At 59.3% G+C, this 16,994-nt stretch carries 13 protein-coding genes; 6 read left to right on the forward strand and 7 right to left on the reverse strand.

Annotated features, from left to right (window positions below):
- Window positions 1–11 precede the first annotated feature (11 nt).
- On the forward strand, window positions 12–338 hold the full coding sequence (locus ASE07_RS13825; protein ID WP_442946075.1) for a hypothetical protein: 327 nt from the start codon (window positions 12–14) through the stop codon (window positions 336–338).
- Window positions 339–669: 331 nt separating this feature from the next.
- Here ASE07_RS13825 and ASE07_RS13830 read toward each other — a convergent pair whose 3' ends face one another.
- The gene (locus ASE07_RS13830) at window positions 670–2,103 is read right to left on the reverse strand and encodes a CHRD domain-containing protein (protein WP_057291422.1); all 1,434 of its coding nucleotides are present in this window, start codon (window positions 2,101–2,103) and stop codon (window positions 670–672) included.
- A 273-nt stretch (window positions 2,104–2,376) separates the two neighbouring features.
- Window positions 2,377–3,036 carry a hypothetical protein gene (locus ASE07_RS13835; protein ID WP_057291423.1) on the reverse strand — a complete coding sequence of 220 codons (660 nt, stop codon included), beginning with the start codon at window positions 3,034–3,036 and terminating at the stop codon, window positions 2,377–2,379.
- Window positions 3,037–3,228: 192 nt separating this feature from the next.
- Between ASE07_RS13835 and ASE07_RS13840 the strand changes: the two genes are divergently transcribed.
- On the forward strand, window positions 3,229–3,591 hold the full coding sequence (locus ASE07_RS13840; protein ID WP_057291424.1) for a hypothetical protein: 363 nt from the start codon (window positions 3,229–3,231) through the stop codon (window positions 3,589–3,591).
- A 111-nt stretch (window positions 3,592–3,702) separates the two neighbouring features.
- Here the strand turns inward: ASE07_RS13840 and ASE07_RS13845 are convergent, their stop codons facing one another.
- Window positions 3,703–6,309 (reverse strand): DUF4214 domain-containing protein, encoded by a 2,607-nt coding sequence (locus ASE07_RS13845; protein ID WP_057291425.1) that lies wholly within the window; start codon window positions 6,307–6,309, stop codon window positions 3,703–3,705.
- 587 nt (window positions 6,310–6,896) lie between these two features.
- On the opposite strand from ASE07_RS13845, the gene ASE07_RS13850 reads away from it, so the two are divergent.
- On the forward strand, window positions 6,897–8,129 hold the full coding sequence (locus ASE07_RS13850) for a malic enzyme-like NAD(P)-binding protein (RefSeq protein WP_082584148.1): 1,233 nt from the start codon (window positions 6,897–6,899) through the stop codon (window positions 8,127–8,129).
- Window positions 8,130–8,221: 92 nt separating this feature from the next.
- On the opposite strand, the gene fghA is transcribed toward ASE07_RS13850, so the two are convergent.
- From fghA to ASE07_RS13870, 4 genes are all read right to left on the reverse strand, one after another.
- On the reverse strand, window positions 8,222–9,070 hold the full coding sequence (gene fghA / locus ASE07_RS13855) for an S-formylglutathione hydrolase (RefSeq protein ID WP_057291427.1): 849 nt from the start codon (window positions 9,068–9,070) through the stop codon (window positions 8,222–8,224).
- A gap of 341 nt (window positions 9,071–9,411) precedes the next feature.
- Complete coding sequence (locus ASE07_RS13860) at window positions 9,412–10,518, reverse strand: S-(hydroxymethyl)glutathione dehydrogenase/class III alcohol dehydrogenase (protein WP_057291428.1); 1,107 nt, start codon at window positions 10,516–10,518, stop codon at window positions 9,412–9,414.
- Window positions 10,519–10,638: 120 nt separating this feature from the next.
- The gene (locus ASE07_RS13865; RefSeq protein WP_057291429.1) at window positions 10,639–11,259 is read right to left on the reverse strand and encodes a class I SAM-dependent methyltransferase; all 621 of its coding nucleotides are present in this window, start codon (window positions 11,257–11,259) and stop codon (window positions 10,639–10,641) included.
- 331 nt (window positions 11,260–11,590) lie between these two features.
- Window positions 11,591–12,232 (reverse strand): LysE family transporter, encoded by a 642-nt coding sequence (locus ASE07_RS13870; protein ID WP_057291430.1) that lies wholly within the window; start codon window positions 12,230–12,232, stop codon window positions 11,591–11,593.
- A 1,148-nt stretch (window positions 12,233–13,380) separates the two neighbouring features.
- Here ASE07_RS13870 and ASE07_RS13880 point away from each other — a divergent pair.
- The 3 genes from ASE07_RS13880 to ASE07_RS13890 all read left to right on the forward strand — a co-directional run bounded on the left by ASE07_RS13880 (window position 13,381) and on the right by ASE07_RS13890 (window position 16,959).
- Window positions 13,381–14,541, forward strand: a complete 1,161-nt coding sequence (locus tag ASE07_RS13880) for a hypothetical protein (protein ID WP_057291432.1) — start codon at window positions 13,381–13,383, stop codon at window positions 14,539–14,541.
- 84 nt (window positions 14,542–14,625) lie between these two features.
- Window positions 14,626–14,889 (forward strand): hypothetical protein, encoded by a 264-nt coding sequence (locus ASE07_RS13885; protein ID WP_057291433.1) that lies wholly within the window; start codon window positions 14,626–14,628, stop codon window positions 14,887–14,889.
- A 45-nt stretch (window positions 14,890–14,934) separates the two neighbouring features.
- Window positions 14,935–16,959, forward strand: a complete 2,025-nt coding sequence (locus ASE07_RS13890; protein WP_082584147.1) for a S8 family peptidase — start codon at window positions 14,935–14,937, stop codon at window positions 16,957–16,959.
- Window positions 16,960–16,994: the final 35 nt, after the last annotated feature.

The following is a 16,994-nucleotide window of genomic DNA, read 5'->3' on the forward strand; positions in this document are numbered from 1 at the left end:
GTTGCGCATTGATGGGCCGCCGTTACCACTATCACGTCTACGTTGTTGAATTGTCCGGCGACGTGCTCTACGAAGCGCGTTTTCGCAAAGCCAATCCCGACTATGTCAGCGGCAAGCCATGTGTCTATGTCGGGATGACGGGCCTGAATCCCGACCTGCGCTTTGACAAGCACAAGGCCGGCATACAGGCCAATCGCTTTGTACAAGAGTACGGTCTGCGATTGCTGCCGCAACTTTATGACATGTATAACCCCATGCCCTACAACGGTGCGCGCGACATGGAAGTCGAGCTGGCGATCGGCTTGCGCGAATCCGGTTATGGCGTCTGGCAAGCCTGACAGCCCTAACACTCCTGACACGTCTCTCAACACTGATTACATTGCTGGACGGCTAAGCGTCGTGCGTTACCGGCAGTCACATCGTCCTCGGCAAGCCCTACACCCTCGACATCGAGGGATGTGAGCGCCAATTCCTACATGTTGTTCATCAACATCCGGGCTGACGCCGGCGCCGACAAAGCGGTGGTGGCGGGCCGTGGAGGCGTAAGGAGGTTGCGCAATCGCAGTCAATTTAATCAAGCTGTACACCCCACCCTAGCCCTCCCCCTATCAGGGAGAGGGGACCTGACGGCGCTTGTTGCAAGGTCGTTTAATCCATCCGTTAGATAGGCTAAAAACCCCCAAGTGACGCCGCGCCTGAGTTGACGTTCAGTCCGGTACTGGTCATGCCGGTACTGGTTCCCGTTCCAGTCAGAGTCGTGTTAAAGCCCGCACTGGTCCCGGTTCCTACGAGGCCGGTCGTCCCTGTGCCAATGCCAGTCGTACCAATGCCAGTCGTACCAATGCCGGTAGTACCTGTACCAATGCCGGTAGTACCAATTCCCGTCGTCCCGACCCCGATAGCTCCGATGCCCAGCCCCCCGGTGCCCGTCGTAAATCCGCTCGGACTGGCACCCAGTCCCGAAGCCCCAATTCCGGTCGCACCCGTTCCCGTTGCAATTCCAGTCGTGCCGCTGCCTATCGCGGTTGCGCCTGTTCCGATGCCGGATGTCCCGAAGCCGCTACCCGTGGGGCCGGTTCCTATTCCCGTAGTGACATTCCCGGTGCCGGTAGGGAAGGTTCCCGTCCCGGCACCGCTCGTGCCGATGGCGCTGGCGGGAACGCTACTCGACGCAAAGCGTGTCTGTGGCAATACCATGCCGCGTATTTCTCCCGCAGGGAAGGACGCGCTGCGCACATTGATAAAGAAATTACCTTGCCGGAGCGCCGCATACTGTGTTTCCGTCAGCGTGCCGCGCGCGGTCCAGACGCCGCTGCCCGCACTCGTTTCGGCAAGCACGATGACCGCTGGTACGGTGAATCCTGTTGGGGTTTCCCGAAGTTCGGCTGCGGTGCTGACCATGCCGGTCGTCAGCACCGCAGCGCTAAATAGCCGGTTCACCGGATTGATGGTGATTGCCGCTGCGCCTTGCGCCGCGGTAACCGTGACCGGTATGGCCTGTGCGCCATTCAGCGCTGCTATAAAACTGACGGTGGAAGGCAGAACGGTCCCGGTAACCGAGGAGGTAATCACGGCACCGGTTGCTTGTGGAATGATCTGGCCGCGTATTTCGCCTTCGGGAAACTGCTGGCTCAGGGCGTTCAGATGCAGGTTGCCGGCGATCAGGTTGCTGTACTGGTCTGCGGTGAGCACCGTGTTGGCGGCCGAGATGCCGCTACCCGGCAAGGCCTCCGCAATCGCAAGGATCACTGGTCCCAGTGTGCCCGGAGGCGCCTGCCCGAGCTGCAGTAAGCTGCCGGCAAGATTGGTCGTGGTGGTCACGATCAGCGCCTGTCGGCTTGAAGCATTAGCGACCACGACCGCCGCACCCTGTGCTGTCGTTGCGCGGGGAGGCACTTCATCCAGGCCGGTCAGGGTCGCCGCGAAAGTTTCCTGCGCTACCTGAACCGCCGGTTGCGTTGCTGCGGGAGTGAGTGCTGCGTTGCCGGTGCCGCTATCGCCGCCGCCACCGCCGCAGGCCGTCACGCCAAACAAGCTTAGTAGCGCAACGCCGCGCATCAGGCGAATGCGGATATCTTGAGGAACGAAGTCGTGTGGCCACATGGCATCTCTCCGAAATCGCCGCCGACACCAGCGGCCTGGGCGGCGATCTATGCCGGCCAGACAAAATCTTCCGTCATCTGCGCACGTTTGCCGCATTCGCGGGGCATGCAGCGTTTGTGCCAGGCCCGCGCCGATGCACGCTATGCCATTGGCTCCTCTATAGCGTACTGCATGCACATGAAACTTTTGCAGCCACTGAATGACATGTCAGGTAAGAACTACGCGCGGCAATGCAAAATCTGGACGATGCGAGCGTCGGCCGGACAATGCGGCTCATGCGGTCCATGTGCTTCTCAACCGGACCGGGTGCATCCACCAGGCTGCACCGGCAAGTACGAGATAGATCAGCAGCAATTGCTGCGCAACGGCAGTGCCGTTATCCGGCTGCTCCAGCAAGCTGTAAACCTGGACACCGCTCATGGCAAGGCCGAGCAGCAGATAGCGTTTGCGGTAATCCCCGGCCAGCGGCAGGCACCAGGCGATGCCCATCCACAGCAGCGCAAGTTCGAGCAGCAAGGCAAAGATCCTGTAATTCCACCAGCCGAGGCCGACCTTGGCGCTGTCAAACCAGAGCGGCAGGTCCGGCATATGGACCAGCAGGTCGAGGAGCCAGTGCGACAGCACGGTCAACCCAACGACCGCCGTTATCCGGCTCCGTGCATTGTTGTTCGGAAGGAGCCGCCAGCAGATGAAGGCAGCCGCCACTGCCCAGGCCAGTGCCGAACTCAGGCTATGGGTGTAGGGCATGAAATACAGATCGAGGCCGTTTGAAGCGTTGAAACCGGGGATGATCCTGAGTTTTTCGACGCCAAGCAAGACCAGCCCACCCCAGAACAAGTCGATCAGCTGGCAGGCGATAAAGAGCGCCGGCAGCGGCAACTCCGGTGCCAGCCTTCTGGCGGCAAACGCTGCCGAATAATGTCCGATGAACATGGTTTTTCTCCTTTTTTGCGGAACGTGGCAACGCTGTTGCGGGCAGTCTGCACGTTCGCTCCCTGCGGCGATTAAACAGGAACACAAAGGTTTAAGCCATAACATATTTATGGCATATTGCTATAGATAAACGATTTCGAGCGCGTTACGCGCCGGTGTTGCCAGATAGAGAAGAGGAACAGGGGATATCCAATGCTATTTTTGAAAAGTACGGCAGCGCCGGTCGCACCGGGTGTGTTTACGGTGGACGTTGCCGCCAAGCCGCCAGGCAAAACCTTCATGATCTATATCGCCGTCGATGCGGCCAACCCGCCAGCCGACTTCATCGGTGCCATCGAAGGCATGGGTTTCAAACAAGTGCTTACCAAGCCCTATACTCACCACGACGGCAAGAAGATCATAGACATCCATTTCCAGAAGGGTGGAACCGATATCTTCGAAGGCTGGAAGGAATCCGAGAAGGAAGCGAATCTCGCGCAGATGCAGGACGTGCTGGGCAAGTTCAATGTGACATTCACGCCGCGAGTGATGTCGCTGGCGGAAGCGTTTCGTTAAGTCAGGGCGAAACGACCCGACCCGATATAAAAAGGAGTGAAGGGCATGATGCCTTCACTCCTTTTTGTTTTAAGCGTGGGATAAGCGTGGGATTCTTCGACAAGCATTGTTCTACACGCCTATAGCCACCGTGAACGTAAGATCCGCGGTATTCCCTGCAACATCGCTGACGCCAGTAAGGGTGATGGTATCGCCCGCTACGATAGTCGGTGCTTCCGCCGCCACTCCTGCGAGAGTCACGGTCAGCTGTGTGCCGTTACTATCCCATACCGCTGTCGCACCGGTTCCAAAAGTGTGCCCGTTGCTAACCACCAGTCCGCCAATAGCGATAGCTTTGTCCGTAGCTTCACTGAAGGACAGCACGAACGTGTCTGATGCGGATATGCCCGCTGCTCCAAGCTCAGCGTAAGTAACTGGTGTCGTGCCCACCGTGGGTATGGCAGTATCCAGATTCACTGTCAACGTTCCGCCGCCGTTGCCAACATTTCCCGCAGCATCGATGACCCGTGCCGTCAGGATTTTGCTGCCGTTGACGCCCCAGATCGCCGCGCCGGGAATCGTGACCATGACACTGTTGGCATCGATATCCGCAGTGGTCAAAGTGGCCGTTGCCGGCACACTGAAAGCCGCACCTCCAAGCAGGATCGATACGCTGTCGCCGGCAGCCGCGCCGGTACCGGTGAGGTCGACAACAACCTCAACGCCGGCATTCTTTTCCGCATTGTTCAAGCCGTTTGCCGCCGCCGCAACAGCGACTGGATACGTCGGCGCAGTCGGCACCGACGTATCCAGAGCCACCGTCAGATTGCCACTCGCAGAGCTGGCATTGCCTGCCGCATCCTTGACTCTTGCGCTCAGTACCTTGCTGCCATCCACGCCCCAGCCCGCATTAGTGCCGATGGTCAGGGTCACGCCATGCGCGGCAATATCGCCGCTGGTCAGCGTACGTGTGACCGGCGTCGTGAATGCTGCGCCATCGATCAGGAGTTCGACAATGTCGCCGACCGCGGCCGTGCTGTCGGTCAAATCGACCGTCACCGCGACGCCGACCGTTTTTTCCGCCGCGTTGATGCCGCCGACAGCAACTGCCGAAGTGATCCCACCCGGCGGCGCGCCGGGCGTCACGGTGTCGAGTACAACCGTCACGCTTTTGCCTTCAGTGCCGGTATTGCCTGCAGCATCCTTGAAGCGCGCGGTAATCACCTTGCTGCCGTCGCCACCCCAGCCCGCGCTGTTGGTAATGGTCACGGTCGCTGACTTGGCCGTGATGTCGGCTGCCGTCAGGGTATAGAGGACCGGTGTGCTGAATGGCACGCCACCGATCAGCACTTCCATCACATCGCCCGCTAGTGCGTTGGTGCCGGTCAATGAAGCGACCACCGCAACGCCGGCCGTTTCCTCTGCCGCGCTGATGCCGTTTGCAGCGGCGGCAATCGCAATGGTCGGTCCGTTCGGGCCGGTCGAGTCCAGGGTCGCCGTCAGGTTGCCGCCGGCCGTGCCGACATTGCCCGCTGCATCCTTGAGCCGGGCGCTGAGTATCTTGTTGCCGTCGACACCCCAGGCGGATGTCGAACCTGCCGTGACCGTTGCACTATTGGCCGTGATGTCGGCGGCGGTCAGGACCTTGGTCACTGCGGTCGAAAAAGCGACGCCACCGATCAGTAGCTCAACGGTGTCGCCGGCGGCCGCATTGGTGCCTGTGAGATCGACCACCACATCGACACCAGCCGCTTTTTCCGCAGCGCTGATGCTATTGGCTGCTGCCGCGACCGACAGTGCCGCCGTCGGTGCCTTTGGTGCTGTCGTATCGAGTACCACCGTAACGCCGCCACCCGCTGGCCCGATGTGGCCGGCCTTATCCTTGAGACGCATGGTCAGCAGCTTTTCGCCGTCGCCGCCCCAGTTGGCGGAAGAGGGAATGGTCACGGAAACGCTCGAAGCCGTAATGTCGGCAGCGGTCAGGGTCTTGGTCAGCGGGGTCGGCAACGACGCGCCATTCATCAACAGTTCGACGATGTTGCCGGCCACCGCATTGGTGCCCGCAAGGCTGATGACGACTGCGACGCCCGCCGATTTTTCGGCCGGGCTGATACCGTTGGCTGCTGCCGCCACGGTCATGGGCGTGGTCGATGCGCGCAGGCCGCCCGAATTGTCATTGTCGATCGCCTCCATCGCCGCGAGCACGCTGGCGGCGGATTCCGTTACGCTGCCGGTAATGATCTTGAGCGTATCGATACCGATTTCCTTGCCTTTGGCCAGTTGCTGTTCAACCGCGTGCTGGGACACCACATAGCGGTTGACGATGAAGTCCTTGCCCGGAGTGCCGTCCGGCGTGTCGAGGCCAGCATTGATCATGTCGAGCACCAGCGAGCTGCGTGACCGGCCGGTACCCAGCTGTTTCATCCAGAACCCCAGACCTTCATCGTCCGGCAGCTTGTTGAAGATGTTGATGTAGATGAGGGTCAGGAACGCATCGTCCGGCATGGAGTCCGGGTAAATCGCCTTGACTACACCAAGCCCGAAAACGATGTCGACCACTTGCGCAAAGGTTTTCCCCGATGCGAGCTGGCCGCTCCAGTAATCGAACCCGCCCTTTTCAGGTGCGCGGTTGAAGCTCGCCATGTACAGTTTGATAAGGTCGAGCTGCGTGCTGTTCAGTGCCATGATGTCCTGGTGATAATAATGCACCCCAACGCCATTGCGGATGGTTGCAGGCAAGGGTGATGTCTCTGATTTTATTAACGGCAGGAAACTTCCGACATGTAGGGTGAGACAGCATCTCTTTGCAGCGCTATTGACAATATGTGCTTAACGCCATGCGTTCCTGACTTCAGGGAATCGCATTTTGGCAACGGCACACCGTCAGGCACAATCCCCTTCATGTCGGATTGGCCACATTGCAGGTTTGTGCTAGTCTACGGCTCCCTTTGTCAACCTGGCCACAGCGCTGGTGCGATGGCGGGGCACGCTGTTTGACCACTTCCCCGATCACGGGAAATACAAGGCGGGACCGCGCTGATATGCGGCACCGGCCTGTCCACGGAACGCCCGGCCTTACCCGGCATGGGGCGCACCCCAAACGATGGCGAAAACGTTTGCACAACATCCCTGGTTGTGTTCCCGGTCTGCTTTACCGATGCGGGTGAGGGAACGCATTCCTTGGCGATGCAATACGCCAGACCAGAATGAAAACTGCTGCGCGGCCGCTTTTTCGGCATGCGCTGAAGGCGTTATACCCGCCGCTTTTTTCATCGGCCGCACCGGAACGCGGCCGGCACGACAACTTATTCTTAGAAAATACAACCATGAACAAGCTGGAACAAGACGCACTTGACTATCACGCCGGCGCACAGCGCGGCAAAATCGCTATCCAGGTCACCAAGCCGGTCGCCAGTCAGGCAGACCTCTCGCTGGCCTATTCGCCGGGCGTCGCCGTGCCCTGCATGGAAATCAACAAGGACCCGGCCAAGGCCTATGAGTACACCGCAAAAGGCAACCTGGTCGGCGTCATCACCAATGGCACCGCGGTGCTGGGCCTGGGCGACATCGGGGCACTGGCCGGCAAGCCGGTCATGGAAGGCAAGGCCGTGTTGTTCAAGAAATTCGCCGGCATCGACTCCTTCGACATCGAGATTGACGAAACCGATCCTGCAAAGCTGGTCGAGATCATCGCCGCCCTGCATCCCACCTTTGGCGGCATCAATTTGGAAGACATCAAGGCGCCGGAATGTTTTTATGTTGAGCGCAAGCTGCGCGAACGCCTGTCCATTCCGGTCTTCCATGACGACCAGCATGGCACTGCAATTGTCGTCGGCACCGGTTTCCTGAATGCCTTGCATCTGACCGGCCGCGACATCTCGCTGGCAAAGGTGGTGTGCTCGGGCGCGGGGGCGGCGGCGATTGCCTGCCTCGATATGCTGGTCGACCTGGGTGTGCGTCGTGAAAACGTGTATGTCTGCGACAGCCGCGGCGTATTGACAACCGACCGCGAACTGACCGAGGAGAAGCGTGCATGGGCGCAGACGACCGATGCGAAGACATTGTCCGACGTGATCGGCATGGCGGATGTATTCCTTGGCTTGTCCGGCCCCGGCTTGCTCAGCCAGCAGGATGTCAAGGAGATGGCGGCCCGGCCCATCGTGTTTGCGCTGGCCAATCCGGAGCCCGAGTTGCGTCCGGAACTGATTCGCGAAGTTGCGCCTGACGCGATCATCGCCACCGGCCGGTCGGACTATCCGAACCAAATTAACAATGCGCTGTGCTTTCCGTACCTGTTCCGTGCCGCGCTTGATACCGGCGCAACGACCATCAACCAGGACATGAAGCGCGCCTGCGTTCTGGCGCTTGCCGAGATGGCTCGCACCGATGAACAGTTCGGACGTCAATATATCGTGCCGACATTGCTGGACAAGCGCTTGCTAACCGGGGTGACACCGCGGATTGCAGCGGCGGCGCAAGAGAGTGGGGTGGCGCGCAAGCCGGTTGATGCAGGGCAGTATCGGTTGCAGCTGGAAGCGTTGGCGCAGACCTTGTTGTAATCATCGTCGCGACAGCGTCCTCATAATAAAAACGCGGAGTGCATGTGATGCACTCCGCGTTTTTATTTTCGGCTTTGTATCGTCTTGCCAGGTTAATCGCTTTTCAGAATCCGCTCATGGAAAGCGAGATGATCGTCGATGAAGGTCGAGATGAAGTAATAGCCGTGGTCATATCCGTCATGCCTGCGTAATGTAAGCGGTTGCTTGGCCTGGGCACAGGCTTGCTCGAATTGTTCAGGCAGCAATTGCTCTTTCAGGAATTTGTCGCCCAAGCCCTGGTCGATCAGGATGCCCTGCGGGAAAGGTGTCTGCCGCTTCTTCATCAACTCCGTTGCGTCGTGCTCCAGCCAGCTTTTCTGATCGTTGCCGAGGTAGCCGGTGAATGCCTTTTGTCCCCAGGGGCAGCGGCTTGGCGCGGCAATCGGGGCGAAGGCGGATACGGATTTGTATTTGTCGGGGTGGCGCAGCGCCAATGTCAGCGCGCCGTGTCCGCCCATCGAATGGCCGAAGATGCCGGTGCGGGTCTGGTCGGCATTGAATTCGCTGAAGATGAGCGAATGCAATTCTTGCGTGACGTAGGTTTCCATACGGAAGTGTTTGCTCCATGGCGCCTGGGTGGCGTCGAGGTAGAAGCCGGCGCCTTGGCCGAAGTCCCAGTCTTTGTCTGCATCGGGTATGCCGGTGTTGCGGGGACTGGTGTCGCAGGTGACGAGCATGATGCCGCGCTGGGCGGCGGCGCGTTGGGCGCCCGCCTTGATCATGAATGTCTCCTCTGTGCAGGTGAGGCCGGCGAGGTAGAAGAGGACGGGGACGAGCTGGTGTTCTTCCGCCGGCGGGTGGAAGACGGAGAATTGCATGGGGAGGCCGGTGGCTTCGGAGTCGTGGCGGTAGAAGGATTGGATGCCGTTGAAGCAGGGGTGTTCGGAGAGGATTTCTAGCATGGGAGTGCCTGTGCTGGTAGTTGTTGCGTTGCTGGGTTTTCTTCTCTTCGGTGCATCGGTGCTGCTTGTTCTTCGATCGAGCTAGCCGGGACTGGCCCCGGCGGGCCACCTACTTTCTTTGCTTCGCCAAAGAAAGTAGGCCAAGAAAGGCGACCCCGGTTCGCCGCCCTTCGGGTACCCAAAAGAGCACGGGCCAAAACGGGAAGCGAAACAAACTCGCCTGCGGCTCAGACAGGTTTCCACAGGGGGGGTTAAACCCATCCCCACCCTAGCCCTCCTCTTGAAGAGGAGGGAACTACGGCTTGCTGCGCATTGCCGGTGGCCTTGCCTTTTCCTCTACGTTAATACATCACCACCGACCGAATCGATTCGCCGCTTTTCATCAGATCAAATCCCTCATTAATCCTGTCCAGCGTGAGTTTGTGTGTAATCAGGTCGTCGATGTTGAGCTTGCCTTCCATGTACCAGTCGACGATCTTCGGCACATCGGTGCGTCCCCGCGCACCGCCAAACGCCGAGCCTTTCCATACGCGTCCGGTAACCAGCTGGAAAGGACGGGTGCTGATCTCCTGGCCCGCGGCGGCGACGCCGATGATGACCGACTGCCCCCAACCTTTATGGCAGCACTCCAGCGCCTGGCGCATTGTGGTGGTGTTGCCGATGCATTCAAAACTGTAGTCGGCGCCGCCATCGGTCAGCTGCACGATGGCATCAACGACGTTGTCCACTTCCTTCGGATTGATGAAGTGGGTCATGCCGAACTGGCGGGCCATGTCTTCACGCGCCGGATTGATGTCGACGCCGATGATCTTGTCAGCGCCGACCATGCGTGCCGCCTGGATCACATTGAGGCCGATGCCGCCAAGGCCGAACACCACGACGTTGGCGCCGGCTTCCACCTTGGCGGTGAAGAGTACCGCACCGACACCCGTGGTGACGCCGCAGCCGATGTAGCAGACCTTGTCGAAAGGCGCGTCCTGGCGAATCTTGGCGACGGCGATTTCAGGGACGACGATGTGGTTGGCAAACGTCGATGTACCCATGTAATGGAATAGCGGTTGGCCGCCGATGGAGAAGCGGCTGGTGCCGTCCGGCATCAATCCTTTGCCCTGGGTGGAACGGATTGCCTGGCAGAGGTTGGTCTTTTGCGACAGACAGAATTTGCACTGCCGGCATTCCGGTGTGTACAGCGGAATGACATGGTCGCCCTTCTTCAGGGAGCGCACATCCGGTCCGACGTCCACCACCACGCCCGCGCCTTCATGGCCGAGAATGGCAGGAAAAATCCCTTCCGGGTCAGCGCCGGACAGCGTGTAGTAATCGGTGTGGCAGATGCCGGTCGCCTTTACTTCAATCAATACCTCGCCGGCGCGTGGGCCTTCCAGATCGACTTCTTCTACGGAAAGCGGTGCGCCTGCTTTCCAGGCAATCGCGGCTTTGGTTTTCATCGACAGCTCCCGGGAATGAATAAACGCTTATTGTATGTCGGCTGACGAAAGAAGTTTGCGCAGGCGGTCGCGAGACTGCATACGCTGCGGTAACCGATTGCAGGCGTATGTGTCAGGACATCAGGTATTGCGTATCGTCACCAGGCGCGACAGGCCGAACAGGTTGACCTTCTTGACCGACTCAACGTGCCAGTCGTATTTCAGGATCTGTTCGTCATAGCAAAAGGTCGAACGAAAGCCGATACGTGCCGCCAGCTTGTGTACCGCGCGCTCCATCGCCCACCAGAATCGGCTGCCGCTGAAATGATTGAGGATCAGGATCGTGCCGCCTTTGCGGCAGACACGGCGGATCTCCGCGACAAGTTTTTCCGGATGCGGCGTCACCGACAGCACATAAGGCATTGCCACACAGTCAAACGAGCCGTCCGGAAAATCCATCATCTCTGCATTCATCGCCATCAACTCGATATGACGGCCGTGCAGTTCCTTGGCGCGTCCGCGTGCGATCTCCAGCATTTCGTTGGATAGATCGATGCCGACCACGGAGGCGGTCGCGGGATAGCGGGCGAGGGTAAGGCCAGTGCCGACGCCGACCTCCAGAATCGAGGAGGGATGGGCCGCGTTAACCGCATCGGTCAGTGCTTGTCGGCCGGGTTCGAATGCGGCGCCGAACAGGCTGTCGTAAAGCGGCGCGTAAAAACGGTAGGTATTGACTACATTGTCGACGGAGATTTGAGCCATACGCGTTGGGAAGTAAGTTGAGCGAAGTGTTCTATGGAAAGACCAGGGAGCTGTCTTGCTATGGTCAAACTGATAATTAAGACATTTGGACGCGAGAAAGTTCATTGCCGCTGTCACGCGGTAAGGACGCGTTCCTGTATAGCAATGCCGCGATAGGTACGGGGCACCAGGTGAGGCTCGTTGACGGACGGACCCTGAATCAGTTCACGTCCGCAGAGAGGACAGGTTTCCATCGCGCTATCGTAGCATTTGCCCTGCGGGCAAGATGCCACGCGATCGATGGCTTGGGGCTGGTCGATAAGGTATGGACCGCCACGAGCATGCAGCCCGTTTATGCTGCCGGATTTCGCTTGACGAAGAAAAGCGTGGCGCCAACCGCCATCAGCACACCGCCAAAAAACATGTTCTGCTTTTTGACCGCAGCGGCGTCACGGAAATAACGTTGCATGGACGAGGCCGCGAATGCGTAGCCGTGCATGACGACCAGGTCGACCGCGCAAGTGGTTACCGCCAGGATCAGCAGTTGCGGCAGCAGCGCCGCATCGCGCGAGATGAATTGCGGCAGTACCGCCACCATGAAGATGATGCCTTTGGGATTGGTCGCGTTCGTCAGGAAGCCGAGAAGCACGCGCCGGCGTGTAGCCGGGGTCGCCGGGTTTGCGTGCGAGCGCAGGTCGGGCTGAACATCCACTCGTGATCGCCACTGGCTGAAACCGAGATAAATCAGGTACAGCGCACCAACGGTCTTGACGACACTGAACGCGAGTTCGGACGCAAGCAGAAGTGAGCCGACACCAGCGCCGGCGATAAACAGGATGAGCAGCAGACCGGCCTGCAAGCCAAGGATGGTGGCGGTCGTTTTCCTGACGCCATAAGAGAGTCCGTGCGACATCGACAACACCGCGCCGGAGCCGGGCGAGACGGCAATCAGGCAGGATGCAAAGAAGAAGGTAATCCAGGTGGTAAAGCTCATGATCAGTTCCTTGGCAAGACGCACATTATGCGTGTTTGTCTGCGAGCGTGCACGACCTGGGTCTTGTCTTTGTTTCCGATCGGGGTAGAAATGACAATGGGATTATCCATGTCCTTCAGCAATGCAAGAACGATGCACACATCATGCGCATGCGCAGTCACTTCACGGTCTTCAGCATCGTCATGCCCCGGCCTGCCTTGCGATGGTCGCCGCAAGCCTATCCCTCCAGGTGTACGACCGCGGGTGTATCGAAAGTGGTTAGCTATTCACGAGTCATGTATGCGCTGCGGCGTGCGCAAAAATAAACACCGTAATCATGTCGATGTGTTTGACACCTTATCAAGACCTTCGACGTTGCGAGACATGACGCGATGTGGCATGTCTCGCATCGAATCGTTCATGGATGCAGGTGGCAAAAGACCTATTCCGTGCCGGATCGCGACCTCGCCCTCCTTTTGTTAACGCGTACGCACCGCGTCGTCGCAGACCTGAGCAGAGCAAGATATCAAGGAATGCAACAGCGGCACTCGACGCACACGCTGCACTCGAAAAAGCGCATCTATCGACTGCATCAAACGACTGTCATTTAGTCCTTCGATACATGCTGTTCTGGTCCCTGTCCCGATGCGATTCAGCTTTGTTGCAACCCCTTCGCGCCGCATGGATTTCCATGCCTGCATGCTCATTGAGCGTGCTCAAGGCATGAGGAAGTCTCCTTGCAAAGCACTAACTCACCAACCAAGATGGTGGGGCAAGTGAGAAGGCAGTCGATAACCGAACCTGTCACGTATTCATGACGGAGCGTGACGCATCACTTGTGTCGACACGCTGTGCATTTACCCAATGCGGCAGGTGGTCGACACCGTACGCCGAATACCAATACCGACCCGTAACGATATGGATGAAATGGATGAATTCCTTTGGCCGGCAAGACGCAGGAGGAGTCAATACAGCCAGAAGAAGACAGACGCGATTTCATGCGGTGTTGTGGAACGGAGCTGGTATTCATGCGTGCGGCATGACGAATCATTGAATACGAACGGCGCAACGTGGCGACAGGCGGACCGCCGACTTCATCGGTGGCACATGCCTGCCCACAGTCGTGGCAATTCAGTGACATTCTTTATTCATCTCACAAGGACTTTTCCATGACGGACTTTCAGCAAAGCTTTTCGGGCGTACCAGGACAGCAATTGATGCCGCAAGGCTTATTCGGTGGACTGCTCGGCGGCCCTCTGGGCGGCTTCATCGGCAAGGGAATAGGCGGACTGTTCGGCAATCCGGGACTGGGTTCGCAGATTGGCCAGATGGCGGGCGGCATTGGCGGCTCGCTGCTGCCTTTCAGCGCGGACCCGATGATGGCTGCCTATGCACAGCAACAGCAACAGCAGCAACTGCAACAACTTCAGCAGCTGCAGCATTTACATCAGCTTCAGCAACTTCAGCAAGCACAACAGGCACCACAGTCGCAGCAACTTGCGCCGCAAGGTTTTTTCGGAAATCTTCTTGGTCAGATCGGACAGCCCCTGGGCGGCGCCATTGGCGGCATCTTCGGCAACGCCGGTCTTGGCAGTACGATTGGTGGCGCGGCAGGACAGCTGGGACGGATGCTGCCGTTCAGCGCTGATCCCATAGCGCAAGCGTATGCAATGCAGCAGGCGCAGCTTGCACCGCAAAGCTTCTTTGGCAATCTGCTGAACAGGCCACTCAATGGCATGATCAGCCCCACCATTGGCTCCCTTCCAATAGGTACGCCCATTCCTGGCAATCCTTTTATGAATCAGATCCAGCATCAGTTACCTTTTGGCGCGCAACAAGGCTTGCAAGGGCAGCTTGCGCCGCAAGGCTTCTTCGGTGACCTCATCGGTCAGATCGGCCAGCCTTTAGGTGGTGCCATCGGCGGCCTGTTCGGCAACGCCGGTCTGGGCAGTACGATTGGCGGCGCGGCCGGTCAGCTTGGACGTCTGCTGCCTTTTGGCGCCGATCCGATATCACAGGCGTATGCAATGCAGCAGGCGCAACAAGCCCAGCTTGCACCGCAAGGCTTTTTCGGTAACTTGCTCGGTCAGATCGGCCAGCCGCTGGGCAACGCCATCGGGGGCATGTTCGGCAACGCGGGACTGGGCGGAACCATCGGTGGTGCCGCCGGCCAGTTCGGGCGCTTGCTGCCATTCGGCGCCGACGGTTTTGGGCAGCCTTTTGGCCAGCAGTTCGGTCAGCAGGGGGCGGGGCAACAGCAAACCGGTCCTTACCCCGGCTTCCAGAATCAACAGTCCGGATTCTTCGGCGGGCAGCCGACGCTGCACTAATCCGGCGCTGAGACATCATCCAACCAGCAATGCGCACGCTCGATTGAGCCAGCGGCGCGCATTGCTTTTCCAAGGAGCGCAGAAATGTCATCCATGTCGAGTGGGAAGGCGACTGGCCGCTACATCGTGCGTGCGGTCGACCCTGCCAGGCTATCCGAATTTGTCCAGAACCTTCGCCCGGATTCCGGCATCGAGTTGCTCGACCTGATCGGTCCGCCGGGTGCTCAACATACGGCAGTGCTTGCCATGGCCTCCGACACGGCAAAAGCGCTTGAACTGCATTTCAGCACGTCAAACCAATTCACTATCGAACCTGACCGCCCCCTGTCGCTGTTCGGCGGGGCTTAACGCATACAGGCAATTAACGGACGCAGGTAATCTGGAAGGAACACTATGGCAAAAACATCAGACCAGGCAAGCTCGAGCGCGCCTGACAATTTCCAATCAAAACCCGCTGGCACATCGTCATCATCGAGCACGGAGCCGAGCGCAGCAGCACGCAGCCCCGGTGCAGCACGCAGCCCCGGTGCAGGACGCAGCGTTGCCGGGCGCAAGGGGCAGTTTCTGATTGCGACACGTCGCCTGCCGGGCCTGCTGCCGATGGGCATGCAGCCCTTGCAGTTTTCTGCGGTCGAACAAAGCCTGCGAGCCAGCCCCGACATCGAGATCCTTGACACCGTGGGGCCAAAGAACATCGTCGGCATGCTGGCTGACGGCATGGCGGAAGCACCCAGTGTGCTTGTCGCCCGCATGACGGAAGAAAAGGCCGGCATCCTGCATCAGCAGGCGCAGGGCCGGCTCATCATCGAACGCGACCAGGCATTGACACTGCATGATGCAGGCAGCATGCAGCCGATGTTTGTCGGTGGCACCTCGATTTCCGCAGGGGCGGTGCTGGCGGTTGTCGTTACCGTTCTCGGCAAGGACGATGCACCGCTCAAGGATGCGGAAGTTTACCTGTTCGGCAGCATGCTTCCGGCTACCGGCGTCACCGATGAGCGCGGCGAAGTAACACTGACTCTGTTCGGCGAGACGCCGCAGTCAATACGCGGCCTGTACGTGAAACCGAAGTGCGATTACTGGAGCTTTTACCAGCAGCAGCCCGACATCAGCACCGACGAAGCCAATATCGTTGGCTTGCGCCCGCTGTCCGACTGGCCGGGACTGGCGGGATTTCCGCAGCAGCAGGTACTCGGCTGGGGTCAGAAAGCGATGCGGCTTGACCAGTTGCCCGGCAATTACCGGGGGCAGGGCGTGAAGGTGGCGATCATTGATTCCGGTGCGGCCACGACGCATGAAGACCTGAAGAAGATTCGTTTCGGCTTCGATATAATCAACAAGAAAACCGATCCCAACGGCTGGACCGACGACAGCATTTCACACGGCTCGCATTGCGCCGGCATTATCGCTGGCGCGGACAATGCGTTTGGCGTACGCGGTTTCGCGCCGGATGCCGAAGTCCACATCTGCAAGCTGTTTCCAGGAGGTCAGGTCAGCCAACTTATCGACGCCCTGGAATATTGCATCGAGAAACAGATTGATGTGGCCAACCTCAGCCTCGGAGGCATTGAACCATCCGAAGCACTCGAGCAGCAGATACAGCGCGCCAAGCGGGCAGGGGTGGCATGCATCGTCGCCGCCGGCAACTCCGGCGGACGGGTCCAGTATCCGGCGTCGTCGCCGAATGTGCTGGCCGTATCGGCTATCGGTCGGCTCAATGAATTTCCACCCGATAGCTATCACACGCAAACCGTCACGCAGGCGATGGATGCTAATGGATTCTTTGCCGCGCGTTTCAGCTGCTTCGGCCCGGAAATCGGCGTTTGCGCACCAGGCGTTGCGATTACCTCGTCGGTCCCGTCCAACAACTTCGCGGTATGGGATGGCACCTCGATGGCGGCGCCCCATGTAACCGGACTGGCGGCACTGGTGCTCGCGCACCATCCGGATTTCCAGTCGGCGTTCAAGACGCGTGGACCCGAGCGGGTGGAGCGCTTGATACAGATCATCAAGGCCAGTGCGCGCCCGGTCAATCTCGGCGATGTATCGCGTACCGGATTCGGCCTGCCGGACGTGATGGTGGCTATTGGCCTGCAGACCGCCGCAGGGCAACCGATTGCCACGGCATCGGCGGGAAGCGCCGCGCAACCGGCGGCATTCCAGGCCGGTACGGCAGCCATCGGCGGCATGACGCCGCAACAGGCGTTTGCCTACGGCACCCAGTATGCGGAGCAGTCGCAACTGTCGCCGCAGGCGTGGGGCGGGAGGAATGGCTGGCCGCAGTCGCTGGGAACGCTCATGGCGCCGGTCGATCCCTATGCGGCCTACTTCGGCCGCCAGTCGTTTGGAAACATGATGCCCGGCGTGGCTTACGGCATGAATCCCGGTCCCGGAGGCTTTCCGCGCCAGGGGTGGTAAATCGCAGAGGGAGGAAGGCGACTAGAGCCGGCCGG

The organism is Noviherbaspirillum sp. Root189 (genome assembly GCF_001428545.1).
GTDB lineage: Bacteria > Pseudomonadota > Gammaproteobacteria > Burkholderiales > Burkholderiaceae_D > Noviherbaspirillum.

Coding starts and splice junctions, on each gene's coding strand:
- ASE07_RS13825 (WP_442946075.1), top strand. CDS start 12: ATGGGCCGCCGTTACCACTATCACGTCTACGTTGTTGAATTGTCCGGC.
- ASE07_RS13830 (WP_057291422.1), bottom strand. CDS start 2,103: ATGTGGCCACACGACTTCGTTCCTCAAGATATCCGCATTCGCCTGATG.
- ASE07_RS13835 (WP_057291423.1), bottom strand. CDS start 3,036: ATGTTCATCGGACATTATTCGGCAGCGTTTGCCGCCAGAAGGCTGGCA.
- ASE07_RS13840 (WP_057291424.1), top strand. CDS start 3,229: ATGCTATTTTTGAAAAGTACGGCAGCGCCGGTCGCACCGGGTGTGTTT.
- ASE07_RS13850 (WP_082584148.1), top strand. CDS start 6,897: ATGAACAAGCTGGAACAAGACGCACTTGACTATCACGCCGGCGCACAG.
- fghA (WP_057291427.1), bottom strand. CDS start 9,070: ATGCTAGAAATCCTCTCCGAACACCCCTGCTTCAACGGCATCCAATCC.
- ASE07_RS13860 (WP_057291428.1), bottom strand. CDS start 10,518: ATGAAAACCAAAGCCGCGATTGCCTGGAAAGCAGGCGCACCGCTTTCC.
- ASE07_RS13865 (WP_057291429.1), bottom strand. CDS start 11,259: ATGGCTCAAATCTCCGTCGACAATGTAGTCAATACCTACCGTTTTTAC.
- ASE07_RS13870 (WP_057291430.1), bottom strand. CDS start 12,232: ATGAGCTTTACCACCTGGATTACCTTCTTCTTTGCATCCTGCCTGATT.
- ASE07_RS13880 (WP_057291432.1), top strand. CDS start 13,381: ATGACGGACTTTCAGCAAAGCTTTTCGGGCGTACCAGGACAGCAATTG.
- ASE07_RS13885 (WP_057291433.1), top strand. CDS start 14,626: ATGTCATCCATGTCGAGTGGGAAGGCGACTGGCCGCTACATCGTGCGT.
- ASE07_RS13890 (WP_082584147.1), top strand. CDS start 14,935: ATGGCAAAAACATCAGACCAGGCAAGCTCGAGCGCGCCTGACAATTTC.